The sequence below is a fragment of the Stenotrophomonas rhizophila genome, from assembly GCF_003751305.1.
Lineage (GTDB): Bacteria > Pseudomonadota > Gammaproteobacteria > Xanthomonadales > Xanthomonadaceae > Stenotrophomonas > Stenotrophomonas rhizophila_B.
Map to the genome: position 1 here is coordinate 133,182 of NZ_RJKV01000003.1, position 18,157 is coordinate 151,338.

An 18,157-nucleotide genomic window follows, 5' to 3' on the forward strand; every position below is an offset into this window, starting at 1 on the left:
TGGCTGAACGCCGCCCCGTATTCACCTCGGCGAATTAACGTCAGCGTGCCTATGATGGCCGGCCCTCCCTTTGCCATCGCTGCCTGCATGCAACGACGCGACTTCCTCCGCAATGCTTCCGTGGCCCTGGCCGCCTTCGGCCTGCCCGCACTGCCGGCCTGCGCCGCGCAGGGCAACCAGGTCGGCCTGCGCCGGCTGGGCGCGCCGCAGCCGTTCGATTTCGCCTCGCTGAAAGGGCAGGCCCGCGCGCTGTCCCAGGCCGCTTACCAGAGCCACAAGCGGACCTTGCCTGGCCCGGTCGAAGCGCTGAGCTGGGACCAGTACCAGTCGATCCAGTACCGCCAGGATCACGCGCTGTGGGCGGACCAGCCCGGCCGCTACCAGGCCAAGTTCTTCCACCTTGGCCTGTACTTCCACTCACCGGTGCGGATGTTCGACGTGACCGATGGCAAGGCGCAGGAACTGGCCTACGACGGCGCGGCGTTCGACTACGGCAAGAGCGGCCTGAAGGGCAGTCATCTGCCGGCCGATCTGGGCTTCGCCGGCTTCCGGCTCAACACGCGCAAGGACACCGATCGCGACTTCGCCGCCTTCCTGGGTGCCAGCTATTTCCGCGCGGTCGGCAAGGAAGGCCAGTACGGCCAATCCGCGCGCGGCCTGGCGATCGATACCGGCATGGGCAAGCCCGAAGAATTCCCGGATTTCATCGCCTATTACCTGGAGCGGCCGGCGGCCGACTCCAACACGCTGGTGGTGTACGCCCTGCTGGATTCGCCCAGCACCACCGGCGCCTACCGCTTCGCGATCACCAACGGTGACGTGCTGCTGATGGACATCGACTGCGCGCTGTACCCGCGCAAGGCGATCGAGCGGCTCGGCATCGCCCCGTGCACCAGCATGTACCAGGTGGGCGAGAACGACCGTCGCATGGCCTGGGACTGGCGCCCGGAGATCCACGATACCGATGGCCTGTCGATGTGGACCGGTGCCGGTGAATGGATCTGGCGCCCGCTGTGCAACCCGCACAACCTGCGCTTCAACATGTTCGTGGACAACAACCCGCGCGGCTTCGGCCTGCTCCAGCGCGACCGCAACTTCGATCACTACCAGGACGACGGCGTTTTCTACGAGAAGCGCCCGTGCCTGTGGGTGGAACCGAAGGGGCAGTGGGGCAAGGGTTCGGTACAGCTGGTCGAAATCCCCACCGTGGACGAAACCTTCGACAACATCGTGGCGTTCTGGAATCCGGAGGCCAAGCCGCAGCCCGGCCAGGAGCTGCTGCTCGGCTACCGCCTGTACTGGGGCGCCGAGCCGCCGGCGCGTACGCCGCTGGCGCACTGCGTGGCCAGCCGTACCGGCCTGGGCGGGGTGATCGGCAAGAAGCGCGAGTATTTCTCCTGGCGCTTCGCGGTCGATTTCGAAGGCGGCGAACTGGCCGCGCTGATCGACAAGGGCGAGGTGGAGGCCGTGGTCCAGGTCAGCCGTGGCCGTACCGAGATCGTGTCGGCGCGTCCGCTGCGCGAGATCAAGGGCTACCGGGCCATGTTCGATCTGGTGCCGCCGGATGACGCCACCGAGCAGATCGACATCCGCCTGTACCTGCGCAGCGGTGGCAAGACCCTCACCGAAACCTGGCTGTACCAGTACAGCCCGCCGCCGAAGGGCGCGCCGGAGCGCACGTTGTACTGATCACAGCGGCAATGGGGCCTGCATCGGGTCGATGCGGCCCTCACCGCGCGTGATCTTCTTGAACTCCGCGCGGCTCACCGACACGTAGCGCTCGTTGCCGCCGATCTCCACCTGCGGGCCGTCCTGCACCGCGTGGCCGTGCTCGTCCACGCGCACGGTCATCGTGGCTTTCTTGCCGCTGTGGCAGATCGTCTTGATCTCCTGCATCTCGTCGGCCCAGGCCAGCAGGTACTGGCTGCCTTCAAACAGCTCGCCGCGGAAATCCGTGCGCAGGCCGTAGCAGAGCACCGGAATGCGCATCTGATCGACCACCTCGCTGAGCTGCCAGACCTGGCTGCGGGTCAGGAACTGCGCTTCATCGACCAGCACGCAGCCCAATGGACCGTGCGTGTCGATGTCGTCGGCGATCAGCTGCTGCAGGTCGGTGTCCTGCTGGAACGCGATCCCGTCGGCCTTCAGGCCGATCCGCGAGGCGACCACGCCGCGCCCGGCGCGATCGTCCAGCCGTGGGGTCAGGATGGCCACGCGCATGCCCCGCTCGCGGTAGTTGTGCGCCGACTGCAGCAGGGTCGTGGTCTTGCCGGCGTTCATCGCCGAATAGTAGAAATAGAGCTTGGCCATGTCGGGATTTTATCCGCTCAGCAGCCCGGGCATGGCGGTCAATCGTTGGTCGGCACAGTGGTCGGCAGGCCGACGTCGATTTTCCCCTCGCTGCGCCCGGCCTGGTCCAGTTCGCGCGCCTGTCGCTGCCAGTACGCGGCGGGCGTCCAGAATTCATCCCGATAGAAGACATCCGGATCTACTTTCCGGCGCATCCCTCCCGCCACGCGGACCTCCATCTCCATCCCGCCGCCCACCCGGCCGGTGCGGCTGCCGGTGACCTGGCGCAGCGCGGTGCGCAGTTCACGTTCCAGCCGTGGCTGGGCCGCGGGATCCCCATACTCGGCGTACAGTGCCGGACCTTCACGCTGGGCACGTCGTTGCTCGGCCGGATCCAGCGCGGCCCAGTAGCGTTCGCGCAGTGCCAGCAGGAAGGCCGTCCCGCGCTCAGCGGCCAGGTCCATCCAGGCATAGCCCAGCGCCCGATCCTGCTCGCCACCCTGGCCCCCCCACCACATCTCCGCGAGCGCGGCCTGGGAGAGTTTGTCGGCATAACGGGCGCTGCGGCGGAAGTAGGTGCGCGCTTCCTCCAGGCGGCCGCGTGACACCGCCTCCTGTGCGAGCGCGCGGTAGCGCAGATCCGGGTGGCTGGCCAGGAAGGCCGAGGTATGCACGATCTCCTGTGCGCGCACGTCCATGACGTCGGCCGGCTGGGCCGATACGGGCAGCGCCGCCAGGCTGGTGATCACCGCCCATGCCCACCTGCCGTTGCTGAATCGGGTCATCCTTCGCGTCCTTTGCGTGGGCAGGTCCTCTGGATAACCCACCCGTGTGAAGGCGTCAATCCACGCGGCCGCGCGTCGATGCAGCCCGATCAAGGCCGGTACAATGCCCCTCCCCTGGAGATGGCATGCACGGTCTCAATCCTCCCCAACATGCGGCAGTGATGCACTGCGAAGGTCCACTGCTGGTGCTTGCGGGCGCAGGCAGCGGCAAGACGCGCGTGATCGTGGAGAAGATCGGTCAGTTGATCGCCAGCAAGCGCTACCCGGCGCGGCGGATTGCGGCCATCACCTTCACCAACAAATCGGCCAAGGAAATGCGCGAGCGCGTGGCCAAGCGCCTGCGCGGCGACGATGCCGATGAAGTGACCATCTGTACCTTCCACGCCCTGGGGCTGAAGTTCCTGCAGATCGAACATGCCGCTGTCGGGCTCAAGCGCGGCTTCTCGATCTTTGATGCCGACGATTCGACCGCGCAGGTCAAGGACCTGATGTACGGGGCCAAGCCGGACGACATCGAGGACGTGAAGAACCTGATCTCGCGTGCGAAGAATGCCGGCCTGTCGCCCGAGCAGGCGATGGCCGCGGCGCGCAGCACCCGCGAGAAGGAAGCGGCCAGCGTCTACGAGCGCTACCAGCTGCGCCTGACCGCGTTCAACGCGGTGGATTTCGATGATCTGATCCGGCTGCCGGTGCAGGTGCTGGAAGAGAATCCGGAGATCGCCATCGCCTGGCGCGAGCGCATCGGCTACCTGCTGGTCGACGAATGCCAGGACACCAACGATGCGCAGTACCGCCTGCTCAAGCAGCTGGCCGGCAGCAAGGGCAACTTCACCTGCGTGGGCGATGACGATCAGTCGATCTACGCCTGGCGCGGTGCGAACCCGGAAAACCTGCAGCAGATGGCGCGCGATTACCCCGCGCTGGAAATCATCAAACTGGAGCAGAACTACCGCTGCTCCAACCGCGTGCTGCGCGCGGCCAATGCGCTGATCGCCAACAACCCGCACGAGCACCTGAAGAAGCTGTGGAGCGACCAGGCCGACGGCGAGCGCATCCGGGTGTGGGAGTGCCGCAACAGCGAGCACGAAGCGGAAAAGGTCGCGGCGGAAATCTCCTACCTGGCGACCTCCAAGAAGATTCCGTGGAGCGATTTCTGCATCCTGTTCCGCGGCAATTTCCAGTCGCGGCCGCTGGAAAAAGCGCTGCAGCTGGTGCGCGCGCCGTATCACATCACCGGCGGCACCGCGTTCCTGGAACGGCAGGAGGTCAAGGACACGCTGTCCTGGCTGCGTCTGCTGGTGAACCCGGACGACGATACGGCCTTCATGCGCGCGGTGCAGTCGCCCAAGCGCGAAGTGGGCGCCGGCACGCTGGCCAAGCTGGCCGAGCTGGCGTCTGAAAAAGACCTGCCGATGGCGCATGCCGCCGAGGCGATCGGCGCGCTCTCGCAGCTGCCGCCGCGCGCGGCCAATGGGCTGAGCCGCTTCACCGACATCCTGCGCGACCTGCGCGCGGAGATGCCCAAGCTCAGCTCCGGCGATCTGGTGCGCAAGCTGGTGAAGGACTCCGGGCTGGTCTCGGACCTGCGCAGCGCGTGCAAGGAAGAGTCCGTCTACCAGCGCCGCCTGGGCAACCTGGAAGAACTGGCGCAGTGGTTCGAAGGCGGCCCGCGGGGCGCCTCCACGGCGGATCTGGCCGCGCAGCTGGCGTTGCTCTCGCGCAATGACAAGGACGACGGCGGCAACCAGGTGCGGATGATGACCATGCACGCCTCCAAGGGTCTGGAATTCCCGTACGTGTTCATCATCGGCTGCGAGGACGGCGTGCTGCCGCACCAGGTCAGTCTCGACGAAGGCAACCTGCAGGAAGAGCGGCGCCTGCTGTACGTGGGCATCACCCGCGCCAAGGTGCAGCTGTGGATGAGCTACAGCAAGCTCACCCGCAAGTTCGGCGAGCACGTGCGGCTCAAGCCCAGCCGTTTCTTCGATGAGATACCCGCCGAGGAAATGCAGCGCGATGGTGCCGATCCCGTCGCCGATGCCGCGCGCAAGAAAGAGCGTGCCAGCGCGGGTCTGGCCGCGATCCAGGCACTGTTCGACTGAGCATCGCCGGGTAGAGCCACCCCATGGGTGGCTCTACGGCACAATCGGCCTATCACCCTTCACCGGTACCCGCATGTCCGCCGTGATCCAGACCGACCGCCTGCACCTGCGCCTGATCGATCCCGACCATGACGCCGCCGACATGCTGGCCCTGCTCAACGAGCCGGGCTTCATCCGCAACATCGCCGACCGCGGCGTACGCACCCTGGTGCAGGCGCGCGACTACACCGCCGAGCGCGTGCTGGGTAGCTACACGCTCAACGGCTTCGGCATGTACGCCGTCATCCGTCGCGAAGATGGTGCATGGCTGGGCAACGCCGGCCTGGTGCGCCGCGCCGGGTTGCCGGCACCGGATATCGGCTATGCACTGCTGTCGCAGTACGAAGGCCACGGCTACGCGTTCGAGGCCGCGCGCGGGGTGATGCACTACGCGCGCGATGTGCTCGGCCATGCCGATCTGTACGGCATCATCTCGCCGGACAACGTGCGCTCCGCCGCGCTGCTGCGCAAACTGGGCATGGAGGATCGCGGCGATCTGCTGCTGCCACCACCGCATGGCGGCGATGTCGTGCTGCTGTTCGCCACCCCGGGCGCGCCAGCCGTCTGACCCGGTAGCGCCCGGCCATCCGACCCGGTGGAACAACGCCATCCGACCCGGTGGAACCACGCCATTCCACCCGGTAGAGCCACGCCATGCGTGGCTGCTGTTCAGCCCCCCAACTGCGCGCGCAACGCCGCCAGCTGTTCCTGCAGCTCGGCCACCGTCGCCTCCAGCTGCTGCACGCGGGACTCCAGTACCGGATTGGCACCGCCGCCGCCAGCGCCGCTCGGTGCAGACCTGTACTGCTCGGCAAATGCCTGCACGTCCACCGGGCCACCCAGCAGGTGCATGTAGCGGTCTTCGCGCTGGCCGCTGGCGCGTGGCAGCTGGACCGCCATCTCGCGCTGGATCATGCGCTCCAGGTGGTGGCGCAGTTCGTCCACGTCCTGGAAGCGGACCAGGCGCTCGCTGCGGGTCAGCAGCTCATTGAGGGTCTGCGGGCCGCGCAGCAGCAACAGGCCCAGGATCGCCAGCTGCTGGCGGGTCAGGTCCAGCGCGGCACCGGCGCGGTGCTCGTAGCGCTCCGCGCGCGAGGAGTACTGCTGGCGCGCCAGGCCCAGGGTCTCCAGCTGGCGCAGCGCGTGGTGCACATCGCCGGCCGACAAGGCCATGACCGGCTCGCGGGCGGTCTTCTGGTTGGCGGCCACCTGGGCGGCGTTGACCGTCAGCGGGTAGGCGTCCGGGGTGGTCGCCTCCTTCTCGATCAGGCAGCCCAACGCGCGGGCCTGGGCCGCGCTGAGCACGGGCAGGGCAGGGGTCTGGGTGTCGTCGGTCATGGGGCGCTCCGGGGTGTTTCAGGGGCGTGCAGCATAGCCGAGCCCTGCCTGCGGCATGAATGCCGCGGGACAAGCCGGTAAACTGGCGCGAATCTGTTGCCGGTGAATGCCATGCGTCGTAGTGCTGTTTCCCTGTCCGTGCTTGCCTGCGCCGTGCTGGCGCTCAGTGCCTGCAAGCGCACTGAAACCCCGGCCGATGCCGCCCCGCCGGCCACCGCTGCCGCGGCGAGCGCGCCGACTGCCACCGGCGATGCCGCCGTGGCCGCCAACGACAACCTCAATGCCGTGCTGTGGATCCAGCGCTCGCAGGAATACCGGGCGATCACCGAGCAGACCTATCGCGCGGCCGCCGATCACCTGGACAAGGCGCTGAAGGAAGCCAACTGGGACGCGCTGGTGCCTGAGGAGCGCGGCAATGCCGCCAAGGGCCTGAAGCCGGCCGTGGTGCTGGACGTCGACGAGACTGTGCTGGACAACTCGCCCTACCAGGCGCGCCTGGTGCGCGATGGCAAGGAATATGACGAGCTGAGCTGGGACCAGTGGGTGGCCGAAAAGAAGGCCAAGGCGATTCCGGGCGTGGTCGATTTCGCCAAGGCCGCCAATGCCAAGGGTGTGACCCTGCTGTACATCTCCAACCGCGCCGTGCATCTCAAGGACGCCACCCTGGCCAACCTGCGCGAGCAGGGCCTGCCGGTGGCCGATGACAGCGTGTTCCTCGGCCTGGGCACCGTGGTGGAAGGCTGCGAGCAGGCGGGCAGCGAGAAGAACTGCCGCCGCCGCCTGGCCGGCCAGCAATACCGCGTGCTGATGCAGTTCGGCGACCAGCTGGGCGACTTCGTGGAAGTCACCGCCAACACCAATGAGGGCCGTGACGCGCTGCTGCAGCAGTACCACGACTGGTTCGGTGAACGCTGGTGGATGCTGCCCAACCCGACCTACGGCGGCTTCGAACCGGCGCAGTTCAACAACGATTACAGCCAGTCGCGCCAAGCCCGCCACGATGCCAAGCGTGCCGCGCTGGACTACGCGCCGTGAGCCGCGCGCCGCTGCCGCTGCGGGACGAGGAGCGCCTGATCTTCGCGCTCGACGTGCCGGGCCGCGCCGACGCGCTGGCTTGGGTCGATCGCCTCGGCGATGCCGTGTCGTTCTACAAGATCGGCATGGAACTGCTGGCCTCCGGCGAGTACTTCGAGGTGCTCGAGGCGCTGGCCGCACGCGACAAGCGGGTGTTCGTCGATCTCAAGTTCTTCGACATCCCGGCCACCGCCGCGGCGGTGATCAAGCGGCTGTCGCAGTGGCCGGTGAGCTACGCCACCATCCATGGCTGGCACCCGGCGATGATGGAGGCCTGCGCGGCCGCCAACGGCAGCGACATGCGCCTGCTGGCGGTGACCGTGCTGACCTCGATGGGGCGCAGCGACCTGGCCCAGATGGGCATCGACCGCGAGCCGGTCGAGGTGGTGGTCGAACGCGCGCTGGCCGCCCAGGCCGCCGGCATCGATGGCGTCATTGCCTCCGGCCAGGAGGCTGGGCCGATCCGCGCCGCCACCGGCGCCGGCTTCTCGATCGTCTGCCCGGGCATCCGCCCCGGCGGGCCGGTCGGGGATGATCAGAAGCGCACCGTGGGCGTGGCCCAGGCCTTTGCCGACGGCGCCGATGCGATCGTGGTCGGCCGTCCGATCCGCTTGGCCAGCGATCCGCAGGCCGCTGCGCGCGCCATCCAGGCCGAGATCGCCCAGGCGCTCGCCGCGCGCTGAGGCGGCGACGGGGCGGGATGCTCTGTCACACGCGGATTTTCTGTACATTCAAGGGCTTGCGCACCGAGCGCAGGGTCGGCAGGTCTGCCGGCTTGCCGCTGTCACCGAACAGGCCGCAAGATGCGGACCGGTCCGGGGAGTCCGAATTCATGTCCATGTCGTTGAAGCCGTGGCAGTACCGAGGGCAGGCGTTGGCGCTGGCCCTGTGCGGGTTGGTGCTGCTCAGCGCCTGCAAAGACAAGCAGATCGATCCGGATGCACCGGCGTCCGAGCCGGTCGCGGCCCTGCAGCAGCTGGCCCAGCGGGTCGCCGACAATGATCTGGTCGGCTATGCGAAGGCAGCGGTGCCGCCGGCCCAGTACGCCCGTCTGCAGGGCGCCTGGAGCCAGGGCCACAGCCGTTGGCCGCTGACCGAGCTGCCGCTGGATGGGCAGTTGCTGCCGATGCTGGCCGCACTGTCGCGGCCGGATGCGCCACAGCGGCTGCAGCGTTCGTTCGATACCCAGATCGCCGGTCAGGCCACCCAGGTCCGCCAGGCGGCCCACTCGATGGGGTTGTTCGGCGAGCAGTACCTGCGCAACCAGAGCGAGTACAGCGACAGCGAGCGCGCCCACTACACCCAGGTGGTGAACGCGCTCAGCCGCTGGGCCGCCGCGGCGCCACTGACGGACAAGCAGCGGGCGAAGACGACCATCACCCTGCTCACCGCGACCGCACGCACTGCGGGGCTGTCCACGGATGCCGAACTGCAGGCCGCGGGCATGGAAGAGAGTCTGCGCCGGCTCGGGCCCTTCATCAAAGCCTTCAAGACGGCCTTGGCCAGTTACGGGCTGTCGCTGGACGGCGCCTTGACCGAGCTGCGCGGCGAGCTGACCTCCGAACTGGGCGACGACGCGGTCGTGCGCATCCAGTACACGCTGGCCGGCGAGCAGATCGAAGCGCAGGTGCGGATGACACGGCGCGACGGTCACTGGTACGTGACCCGCACGCTGGAAGACACCGATGCGCTGCTGCAGGCCGCCGACGCCGCGCAAGCTGAACATGACGCTCGCCAGGCCGCCGAAACCGAGGCGGCTGCGACGGTCAAGGACGGTGCTTCTGCACCGCCTAAGCCATAATGAAGCCGATGCCGAACCAGAATCCCCTGCCTTTCCCCGGCGAAGAGCCGCCCAAGACGCCGGACGCCATGTCCTCGTCGCCCGCTACCGTGCCGTCCGACGGTGCTGCCGCCCCGGTTCCGCCGGCCGCTGGCGCGCCCGTGGAGGCCGTTGCCGTCGATGCGGAGCCTGCCACCGTCGTGCCGTCCGCGATCGTGCCCGGCACCCGTCCGCCCAGTGGCCGCCCGCCGTGGTGGGCGCGCCTGCTCGGCCGCCTGGTCGAGCCGTGGCTGTCGCTGAAGATCGAACCGGAACACCCCGGCCAGTACAACGATGGCCGCCCGGTGGTCTACGTGCTGGAGGACTACGGTCTGTCCAACGCGCTGATCCTGGACAAGGCCTGCCGCGAAGCCGGCCTGCCCTCGCCGCTGGTGCCGATCGCCGGCGATCCGACCGGGCGCAAGCGCGCCTACCTGGCCCTGTCGCGCCGGAGCAGCAGCAACTCGCTGATCCCCGAGCAGCGTGGCGCCAAGACCCACTCGGACTCGCTGGCCAAGGTCCTGCAGGCGCATCGCGCCCGCGGCGAGCTGGACGTGCACCTGGTGCCCGTGTCGATCTTCGTCGGCCGCGCGCCGGACAAGCAGAGCGGCTGGTTCGCGGTGCTGTTCTCGGAAAACTGGGCCCTGGTGGGTCGTTTCCGTCGCCTGCTGGCGGTGCTGCTCAACGGCCGCAGCACGATCGTGCGCTTCGCCCCGCCGATCTCGCTGCGCACCACGGTCGATGAGGGGCTGGACCCCGAGCGCACCGTGCGCAAGCTGCAGCGCGTGCTGCGCACCCATTTCCGCCGTATCCGCGAATCGGTGATCGGGCCGGATCTGTCGACCCGCCGCCTGCTGGTGGACAAGGTGCTCGACGCGGACACCGTGCGCGAAGCGATCGCCTCACAGGCCAAGCGCGACAACTCCAAGCCGGCCGATGCCTGGAAAAAAGCCCACGCCTACGCGTGGGAAATTGCCGCGGACTACTCCAGTCCCGTGGTGCGCTCGGCCAGCTTCATGCTCAGCCATGTCTGGAACCGCATCTACGCCGGCGTGCTGGTCCACCACCTGGACAAGTTCAAGGCGGCCGCGCCCGGGCATGAAGTGGTCTACGTGCCCAGCCACCGCAGCCACATGGATTACCTGCTGCTGTCCTACCTGCTGTACGACCGCGGCATCGTGCCGCCGCACATCGTGGCCGGCATCAATCTCAACCTGCCGGTGGTCGGCACGCTGCTGCGCAAGGGCGGTGCGTTCTTCATCCGCCGCTCGATCCGTGGCAACGCGCTGTACTCGGCGGTGCTCAGCGAATACGTGGCGCAGCTGGTCGCCGGCGGTTACTCGATCGAGTATTTCGTCGAAGGCGGCCGCTCGCGCACCGGCCGGCTGCTGCAGCCCAAGGGCGGCATGATCTCGATGACCCTGCGCGCCTTCCTGCGCCAGCCGCGCAAGCCGGTGCTGTTCCAGCCGGTCTACATCGGCTATGAAAAGCTGATGGAAGGCGGCAGCTACCTGGACGAACTGTCCGGCCGGCCGAAGGAAAAGGAATCGATCTGGTCGCTGTTGTGGTCGATCCCGAAGGTGCTCAAGCAGAACTACGGCCAGGTCGTGGTGAACTTCGGCGAGCCGATCGCGCTCAACGACGTGCTCGCCCAGCGTGCGCCGGACTGGAACGGCCAACCGGTCGGCGAAGACGAGAAGCCCTCGTGGTTGTCCGGCACGGTGGATCACCTGGCCGAACGCATCCAGGTGCATATCAACGGTGCGGCCGACGTCAATCCGATCAACCTGCTCGCGCTGGCGCTGCTGTCCACGCCCAAGCATGCGATGGGCGAGGCGGACCTGATCGCGCAGATCGAACTGTGCAAGACCCTGCTGGTCGAGATGCCGTACTCGGACCGGGTGACGGTGACCCCGCACTCGCCGGAGCGGATCATCGCCCACGCCGAGGAAATCAACGTCCTCACCCGCATCAAGCACCCGCTGGGTGACGTGCTCAGCGTCAGTGGCGACACCGCGGTGCTGCTGAGCTACTTCCGCAACAACGTCATCCACCTGTTCACGGCCTCGTCGTGGGTGGCCTGCTGCTTCCAGAACAACCGCCGCATGAGCCGCACCGGGCTGGTCCAGCTGGGCCGCACGGTGTATCCGTTCCTGCAGGCCGAGCTGTTCCTGCCGTGGACCGAAGACGAGTTTGCCCAGCGCATCGAGCAGACCATCAACGTGTTCGTGCGCGAAGGGCTGCTGCAGAACATCAACGATGACGACGGCGGCATCCTGGCGCGCAACACCGGGCAGACCGACGAAGTCTTCCGCCTGCGCGCGATCGGCCATTCGCTGCAGCAGGCGTTCGAGCGCTATTACATCGCCATCTCGGTGCTGGTGAAGAACGGCCCCGGCACATTGGGTGCGGCCGAGCTGGAAAGCCTGTGCCAGCAGGCTGCGCAGCGACTGAGCCTGCTCTATGCGCCGGCCGCGCCGGAGTTCTTCGACCGCACCCTGTTCCGCGGCTTCATCCAGAAGCTGCGCGAACTGCGCCTGGTGTGGCCGGATGAAAACAGCAAGTTGCTGTTCGATGCGCGCCTGGACGCGTGGGCGAAGGATGCGAAATTCATCCTCGGCCGCGAACTGCGCCACACCATCGAGCGTGTCAGCCCGGAAGCGGCGAAGCCGGAAGAGCCGGTCAGCACGGATTGACGACGGCACGTCGTCAATCCCAACGCACCGTCCCTCGCTACGCGTAGAGCCACGCCATGCGTGGCTGGCTCAGGCCGGCTCGTCCGGAATCAGCATGTCTTCCAGCTTGGCGATGCAGTCCTTCAACTGCAGCTTGCGCCGCTTCAGGCGCTTGGCTTCCAGCTCATCGTCGCCGTTGGCGGCCATGCGCAGGATCTGATCATCCAGCGCACGATGCTCCTGCCGAAGGACGGCAAGGCGGGCACTGATATCGGTGGGTGTCATGGTTTCCACAAGCTCCGAGCATACACATCCCCGATGACCGCCGGGAGTGAACGCAGTCACTTCCCGGGGGCCGTGGTCGCCGGTGCGAGCCGGTAGAATGACCGCCATGAGCGCTGTCATCCGCCTGCCCGATCCCGTCCCGCGCGCCCGCGATCCGCGCGCGCCCGGCGGTGTGCAGGACCGGCTGGCGCGGCAGCTGCGCCGCCAGGTCGGCCAGGCCATCGCCGACTTCGGCATGATCGAGGCCGGCGACAAAGTGATGGTGTGCCTGTCCGGTGGCAAGGACAGCTACACCCTGCTCGACATCCTGTTGCAGCTGCAGAAAAAAGCGCCGGTACCGTTCGAGCTGGTCGCGGTGAACCTGGACCAGAAGCAGCCGGGCTTTCCCGAGCACGTGCTGCCGACGTACCTGGCCTCGATCGGTGTGCCGTTCCAGATCATCGAGCAGGACACCTATTCGGTGGTCAGCCGGGTGATTCCGGAAGGCCGCACGATGTGTTCGCTGTGCTCGCGTCTGCGCCGTGGCGCGCTGTACCGGCATGCGGCCGAACACGGCTTCACCAAGATCGCGCTGGGCCACCACCGCGACGACAGTGTGGCCACGTTCTTCCTCAACCTGTTCCACCACGCCAAGCTCTCGGCGATGCCGCCCAAGCTGCGCAGCGACGACGGCCAGCACATCGTGATCCGCCCGCTGGCGTATGTGAGTGAAGCGGACATCAGCGCCTACGCGCAGGCGCGTGCGTTCCCGATCATTCCCTGCACGCTGTGTGGCAGCCAGGACACCCTGCAGCGCCGCCAGGTGGAGCAGATGCTGCAGCAGTGGGAATGCGACCAGCCCGGCCGCATCGACCAGATCGCCCGCGCGCTGGGCAACATCCATCCCTCGCAGCTGGCCGATCCGGCCCTGTTTGATTTCATGGCACTGGGGCGCGCCGCAGCACCCCCGCTGCCCGACCCGCCGGCCTGGGCCGGCACTGCCCACGACCCCGGTGACGCCCCCGGCCCGGCCTGAGCCACGCTGGTGCGCCCGCCCTCCCTTTCACGCTCTTACTCTGGACGTCCATGTTCTTTCGCAACCTGACGCTGTTCCGCTTCCCGACCGCCACCGATTTCTCCGACGTAGACACTCTGCTGCCGCAGGTGCTGCTCAAGCCGGTCGGTCCGCTTGAAATGAATTCGCGCGGCTTCATCTCGCCGTTCGGCCGTGAAGAAAAGGCCGTGTTCTCGCACCGCGTCGGCGATGCGCTGTGGCTGACCGTCGGCGGTGAGGACAAGATCCTGCCGGGCGCGGTGGTCAACGATCTGCTCGCGCGCAAGCTCGAGGAAATCGAGGAGAAGGAAGGCCGCAAGCCCGGCGGCCGCGAGCGCAAGCGCATGAAGGACGACCTGCTGCACGAGCTGATGCCGCGTGCCTTCGTGAAGAGCTCGCGTACCGACGCGCTGATCGACCTGACCCACGGGTACGTCGCCGTGGACTGCTCGAGCAGCAAGAAGGGCGAGAACATGATGTCCGACATCCGCGGCCTGCTCGGCAGCTTCCCGGCGATGCCGCTGAACGCCGAAGTGGCGCCGCGCTCGATCCTCACCGGCTGGATCGCCGGCGAAACCCTGCCGACCGGGCTGAGCCTGGGCGAAGAGTGCGAGATGAAGGACCCGGCCGAGGGCGGTGCGGTGGTCAAGTGCCAGCACCAGGAACTGCGCTGCGACGAGATCGACAAGCACCTGGACGCCGGCAAGCAGGTGACCAAGCTGGCCCTGGTCTTCGAGGACAACCTGTCCTTCGTGCTGGGCGACGACCTGATCGTGCGCAAGCTGAAGTTCCTGGATGGCGCACTGGACCAGCTCGAGCACGCCGACGATGACGGCCGCCGCGCCGAACTGGACGCCCGTTTCGCCCTGCAGAGCGGCGAAGTGCGCCGCCTGTTCCTGCTGCTGGAAGAGGCCTTCAAGCTGAGCAAGGCGGACTGATCGGTTCCGATCAGTCCCCAGTCATGCGCCGGTCACGGCCGGCGCTATGCTGTACCCATGTCCGGATTCCTCCGCCGCCTGATTTCGCCGGCTGTCAGCACGCTGCAGCGCGATACGGTACGGCTGCGCCTGGAGGATGCCGAGATCGATGTCCTGCGCGTGCGCGATCCGCGTGCGCGCCGGATCAAGCTCAGCGTCGATGAGCGCGGCGTACGCCTGACCCTGCCACCGCGCGCCAGCCTGGTGATGGGCGAGCGATTTCTCGACCAGCATCGCGGCTGGTTGTCCGAGCAACTGCGCAGCTACCAGGCCACCAACCTGCCGCCACCGCTGGTGATCGGCGAGCCGGGCGTGCTCCCGCTGCGCGGTGAGCTGCTGCCGCTGCGCTGGGAAACCGGTCGCTACGCGCACATGCACGTGGACGAGCAGGGCGCCTGCCTGCACTGGCCCACGCGCGGGACCGATGCCACGCTGCGCCGCACCCTTCGCGAATTCTACGAAGCACAGACCCGTGCCGATGTCGGCCAGTGGCTTCCGCGTTACCTGCCCGGCCTGCCGCGTGCACCGGCGCGGCTGCGGCTGAAGGTGATGTCCTCGCAATGGGGCTCGCTGGCCCCCGATGGCAGCATGGCGCTGGATCTGGCCCTGGTGTTGGGGCGGCCTTCGGCGTTCGAGTACGTGCTGGTGCACGAGCTCTGCCATCTGATCCAGGCCAATCACTCGCCGGCGTTCTGGGCGGAGGTGGAAAAGCGCTTCCCGGCGTGGCATGCCGAGCGGGACTATTTCCAGCTCGAGGGGCGGCGGCTCAAGGCGATGCTGCGGCAGCTGCTGACCCCGGCGGGGTAACGCCGGCTGCTGCCACGCCCGCCACCGGTAGTGCCGGCCGTTGGCCGGCTCCCCATGAACCCCACCCGCGCGCGATTGCCGGCCAGCGGCCGGCACTACCGATGCGGTGTTTCTCAGTTGCACACCCGCACCGCGGCCGCCTGCGCCCAGCGCGCCGCCACTCGCGGCGCGGTGATGCACACGGCCTGATCGGTCACGGTGGTGACCGCGCGCTCCAGCAGCTGGATGTCGGCTTCGTGCTGGCGGGCGACGTGCGGGTCTTCGAAGAAGATCGCGCGCTGGCAATGGCCTTCCAGCACGCGGTCGGCGATCTGCGCATCGCCGCCCATCGGGCCGCTCTGGTAGCGCGTCACCCATTCCTCGCCCTGCGGCCAGCCGCGGCTCCAGGCCAGTTCGTTGAGGCGCTGGCCGGTGGTGCCGGTGCCGACCCGGCTGCGGAAGCGCGACAGCACCGCGAAGTGTTCATCGGCGAAGGCCAGCATCGCCGGCTTCATCGCGTCATGCGCGATCAGGGCCAGCGTGTGCTGCTCGAAGGCGTGCAGGTCATCGGCACCCGGGTCCGGTGCCAGGCCGGCGTGCAGGCGCTCCACCTCGACCCAGTCGCGCGCGGTGGCGACGGTGGAGATGAAAGGCTTGCCGTGGATCACGCACTGGCGCTTGAGCGCGGTCGCTTCCGGAAAGACCGAGGAAGGATCGACCGGGTCCATCAGGTAGATCGCGCCGTCCAGCGTGCGCTCCGGCGTGCCCATCCCGACCACCTCGGCCACCAGCTTCATCAGGCCGCCCTCGCGGCCGTTCGGGTAGCGCCGCAGCGGCGCGAAATCCTGAAGGAAGCCCAGCCGCTGGATCGCATCGAAGGTGCGCCCGACTGCATGCAGTTCGACGCCCAGTTCGCGCAGGCCGGTGTCGCTGGCGCGCAGCCAACGGAACAGCGCGGCGTGCTTGTCGTGGTGATGCAGGCGGTTCGCGGCCAGGCCGATGCGCATGGGGGCAGTCCAAAAGGAGTCGTCGCCAGTGTAAGCCGTTCAGGTTGCACCGATGCAAGCTGCGAAACGTGATGCGGCTCACGCGCCTTCACGCATTTTCGTACTTGTTGCATGGTGTCGGCAGGGGCCATATCCGACAGTGGTGGTCGTCCGTCAATCAGGAAACCCCTGCCATGACCCTCTCCCTTTCTTCCGTTGTCGCATCCTCCCCATCCGCTGCCGTGGATCAGGGAACGCGCATCCGCGCGCTGGCCGCTGTGCTCCGTGATGCCCCGCAGGCCGATGCCGAGGTCCTGCTGGCCGGGCTCGCGCGCATGCTGGATGCGCATATCGGGCGCGGCCACGATGATGTGGTCAGCAACCGCCGCATCCGCGACCAGCTCGACAACATCGAGCTGCTGATGGCGCTGGAGATCGAGCGGGCCGGCGTGCGTCACACGCCGGTACCTGCGGTAGCGCGCGCCGCGTGAGAGGCGCGCTTCGGTAGGGCACGCCGTTACGCCGAAAGCAGCTGCACGATGCTGCCGGCCGCATCGCGGCCCTCGGCCACGGCGGTCACCACCAGATCGGCACCGCGCACCGCATCGCCACCGGCAAACAGGCGTGGGTGGGCGGTCTGGAACGGCAGGCGGCCACTGCCACCGGCCACGATGCGGCCGTTGTTGCCGGCCTCCACGCCCTGTTCGGTCAGCCAGGCCGGCGCCGTCGGCGAGAAGCCGAAGGCGATGATCACCACGTCCGCTTCCAGCAGCGACTCACTGCCTTCGATCGCTACCGCGTTCCGGCGGCCCTGGGCATCCGGATCGGACAGGGTCGTCTCGACCACCATCACCCCGATCACTTCATCATCCGCGCCGGCTTCGATCGACAAAGGCTGGCGGTTGAACAGGAAGCGCACGCCTTCCTCGCGGGCGTTGGCCACTTCGCGCGCCGAGCCCGGCATGTTGGCTTCGTCACGGCGGTAGGCGCAGGTCACCTTGGCCGCGCCGAGCCGGATCGCGCTGCGCACGCAGTCCATGCCGGTATCGCCACCGCCCAGCACCACCACGCGCTTGCCCTCCAGGTCGGGCAGGGCGATCTGGTCTTCCCAGCCGGCGATCGGCCGGCCGTGGGCATCGCTGCCACTGACGATGCGACTGTTCTGCACCAGGAACGGCAGTGCCGGCAGCACGCCCTTGAGGTCCTGGCCAAGCAGGCCACCATCGGTGTAGCGGTACGCGCCGGTGCCGACGAACACCGCGTCGTACTCGGCCAGCAGGTCATCGATGCTCACATCGCGGCCGATCTCCACGCCGAGGCGGAACTGCACGCCCATGCCTTCAAGCACGTTGCGGCGGCGGCTGATCACCGATTTGTCCAGCTTGAAACTGGGGATGCCGAACTGCAGCAGCCCGCCGATCTGTTCGTAACGGTCATACACCACGGCCTGGATGCCGGCATGCGCCAGCTTGTCGGCGCAAGACAGCCCGGCCGGGCCGGCGCCGATCACCGCCACGCGCTTGCCGGTGGCTTCCACTGCACTCATATCCGGGCGCCAGCCGGTGGCCAGCGCGGTGTCGACGATGTACTTCTCCACGGCGCCGATGGTGACCGCCCCGAACTCCTCCAGCGTGCAGCTGCCTTCGCACAGCCGGTCCTGCGGGCACACCCGGCCGCACACCTCCGGCAGCGGGTTGGTCGAGTGGCACAGCGTGGCCGCTTCGTGGATGCGGTTTTCCTGCACCAGCTGCAGCCACTGCGGGATCGCGTTGTGCACCGGGCACTTCCAGCTGCAGTACGGATTGCCGCAGTCCAGGCAGCGCCCGGCCTGGAACTGCGCGTCTTCCTTGCCGAACTTGCCGTACAGCTCGCCCCAGTCGCCGGAGGTGCGCAGTTCGACCGGGATGCGCTGCGGCATCGTCCGGGGCAGATCGAGGAACTGGAAAGCTTGCTTGCGGCTCATGGGTGG

Annotated in this window: 18 protein-coding genes; 11 read left to right on the forward strand and 7 right to left on the reverse strand. The window is 67.8% G+C overall.

What is annotated here, in order from left to right:
- Window positions 1–87: 87 nt before the first annotated feature.
- Window positions 88–1,689 (forward strand): glucan biosynthesis protein, encoded by a 1,602-nt coding sequence (locus EDF74_RS15710; protein WP_123730992.1) that lies wholly within the window; start codon window positions 88–90, stop codon window positions 1,687–1,689.
- Here EDF74_RS15710 and EDF74_RS15715 read toward each other — a convergent pair whose 3' ends face one another.
- Window positions 1,690–2,310 (reverse strand): thymidine kinase, encoded by a 621-nt coding sequence (locus tag EDF74_RS15715; protein WP_123730993.1) that lies wholly within the window; start codon window positions 2,308–2,310, stop codon window positions 1,690–1,692.
- Window positions 2,311–2,348: 38 nt separating this feature from the next.
- On the reverse strand, window positions 2,349–3,074 hold the full coding sequence (locus EDF74_RS15720; RefSeq protein WP_123730994.1) for a sel1 repeat family protein: 726 nt from the start codon (window positions 3,072–3,074) through the stop codon (window positions 2,349–2,351).
- A 125-nt stretch (window positions 3,075–3,199) separates the two neighbouring features.
- Between EDF74_RS15720 and EDF74_RS15725 the strand changes: the two genes are divergently transcribed.
- Window positions 3,200–5,176 carry a UvrD-helicase domain-containing protein gene (locus EDF74_RS15725; protein ID WP_123730995.1) on the forward strand — a complete coding sequence of 659 codons (1,977 nt, stop codon included), beginning with the start codon at window positions 3,200–3,202 and terminating at the stop codon, window positions 5,174–5,176.
- 73 nt (window positions 5,177–5,249) lie between these two features.
- Window positions 5,250–5,783, forward strand: a complete 534-nt coding sequence (locus tag EDF74_RS15730; RefSeq protein WP_123730996.1) for a GNAT family N-acetyltransferase — start codon at window positions 5,250–5,252, stop codon at window positions 5,781–5,783.
- A 101-nt stretch (window positions 5,784–5,884) separates the two neighbouring features.
- On the opposite strand, the gene EDF74_RS15735 is transcribed toward EDF74_RS15730, so the two are convergent.
- Window positions 5,885–6,553: a YceH family protein gene (locus EDF74_RS15735; RefSeq protein ID WP_123730997.1), complete on the reverse strand. Its 669-nt coding sequence runs from the start codon at window positions 6,551–6,553 to the stop codon at window positions 5,885–5,887.
- 111 nt (window positions 6,554–6,664) lie between these two features.
- Between EDF74_RS15735 and EDF74_RS15740 the strand changes: the two genes are divergently transcribed.
- Both EDF74_RS15740 and pyrF read left to right on the forward strand, forming a co-directional pair.
- Entirely contained in the window at window positions 6,665–7,588 is a 924-nt protein-coding gene (locus EDF74_RS15740; protein WP_184997327.1) for a 5'-nucleotidase, lipoprotein e(P4) family, read from the forward strand.
- Complete coding sequence (pyrF, locus tag EDF74_RS15745) at window positions 7,585–8,310, forward strand: orotidine-5'-phosphate decarboxylase (RefSeq protein WP_123730998.1); 726 nt, start codon at window positions 7,585–7,587, stop codon at window positions 8,308–8,310. The genes EDF74_RS15740 and pyrF overlap by 4 nt, the downstream gene beginning before the upstream one ends.
- Before the next feature lie 25 nt (window positions 8,311–8,335).
- Here pyrF and EDF74_RS18365 read toward each other — a convergent pair whose 3' ends face one another.
- On the reverse strand, window positions 8,336–8,461 hold the full coding sequence (locus EDF74_RS18365; RefSeq protein ID WP_260232289.1) for a hypothetical protein: 126 nt from the start codon (window positions 8,459–8,461) through the stop codon (window positions 8,336–8,338).
- Here EDF74_RS18365 and EDF74_RS15750 point away from each other — a divergent pair.
- Window positions 8,460–9,428 carry a hypothetical protein gene (locus EDF74_RS15750; RefSeq protein ID WP_123730999.1) on the forward strand — a complete coding sequence of 323 codons (969 nt, stop codon included), beginning with the start codon at window positions 8,460–8,462 and terminating at the stop codon, window positions 9,426–9,428. The two genes, EDF74_RS18365 and EDF74_RS15750, sit on opposite strands and share 2 nt — an antisense overlap.
- Entirely contained in the window at window positions 9,428–12,142 is a 2,715-nt protein-coding gene (plsB, locus tag EDF74_RS15755) for a glycerol-3-phosphate 1-O-acyltransferase PlsB (protein ID WP_123731000.1), read from the forward strand. Before EDF74_RS15750 ends, plsB begins: the two co-directional genes overlap by 1 nt.
- 69 nt (window positions 12,143–12,211) lie before the next feature.
- On the opposite strand, the gene EDF74_RS15760 is transcribed toward plsB, so the two are convergent.
- The gene (locus tag EDF74_RS15760; RefSeq protein WP_088435334.1) at window positions 12,212–12,406 is read right to left on the reverse strand and encodes a YdcH family protein; all 195 of its coding nucleotides are present in this window, start codon (window positions 12,404–12,406) and stop codon (window positions 12,212–12,214) included.
- A gap of 97 nt (window positions 12,407–12,503) precedes the next feature.
- Between EDF74_RS15760 and ttcA the strand changes: the two genes are divergently transcribed.
- From ttcA to EDF74_RS15775, 3 genes are read left to right on the forward strand one after another with little or no spacing between them, the layout of a single operon-like run.
- A complete protein-coding gene (gene ttcA, locus EDF74_RS15765; protein WP_123731001.1) occupies window positions 12,504–13,421 on the forward strand; it encodes a tRNA 2-thiocytidine(32) synthetase TtcA in 918 nt (305 codons plus the stop codon).
- Between the two features lie 50 nt (window positions 13,422–13,471).
- Window positions 13,472–14,377, forward strand: a complete 906-nt coding sequence (locus EDF74_RS15770; protein ID WP_121043899.1) for a recombination-associated protein RdgC — start codon at window positions 13,472–13,474, stop codon at window positions 14,375–14,377.
- A 57-nt stretch (window positions 14,378–14,434) separates the two neighbouring features.
- Complete coding sequence (locus EDF74_RS15775; RefSeq protein ID WP_123731002.1) at window positions 14,435–15,223, forward strand: M48 family metallopeptidase; 789 nt, start codon at window positions 14,435–14,437, stop codon at window positions 15,221–15,223.
- A 113-nt stretch (window positions 15,224–15,336) separates the two neighbouring features.
- On the opposite strand, the gene EDF74_RS15780 is transcribed toward EDF74_RS15775, so the two are convergent.
- Window positions 15,337–16,209, reverse strand: a complete 873-nt coding sequence (locus EDF74_RS15780) for a methylglyoxal synthase (RefSeq protein WP_123731003.1) — start codon at window positions 16,207–16,209, stop codon at window positions 15,337–15,339.
- A gap of 173 nt (window positions 16,210–16,382) precedes the next feature.
- Here EDF74_RS15780 and EDF74_RS15785 point away from each other — a divergent pair, with 173 nt between their 5' ends.
- Window positions 16,383–16,679 (forward strand): hypothetical protein, encoded by a 297-nt coding sequence (locus EDF74_RS15785; RefSeq protein WP_123731004.1) that lies wholly within the window; start codon window positions 16,383–16,385, stop codon window positions 16,677–16,679.
- 26 nt (window positions 16,680–16,705) lie between these two features.
- Here EDF74_RS15785 and EDF74_RS15790 read toward each other — a convergent pair whose 3' ends face one another.
- Window positions 16,706–18,151, reverse strand: coding sequence for an FAD-dependent oxidoreductase (locus EDF74_RS15790; protein WP_123731005.1), 1,446 nt, complete (start codon window positions 18,149–18,151; stop codon window positions 16,706–16,708).
- Window positions 18,152–18,157: the final 6 nt, after the last annotated feature.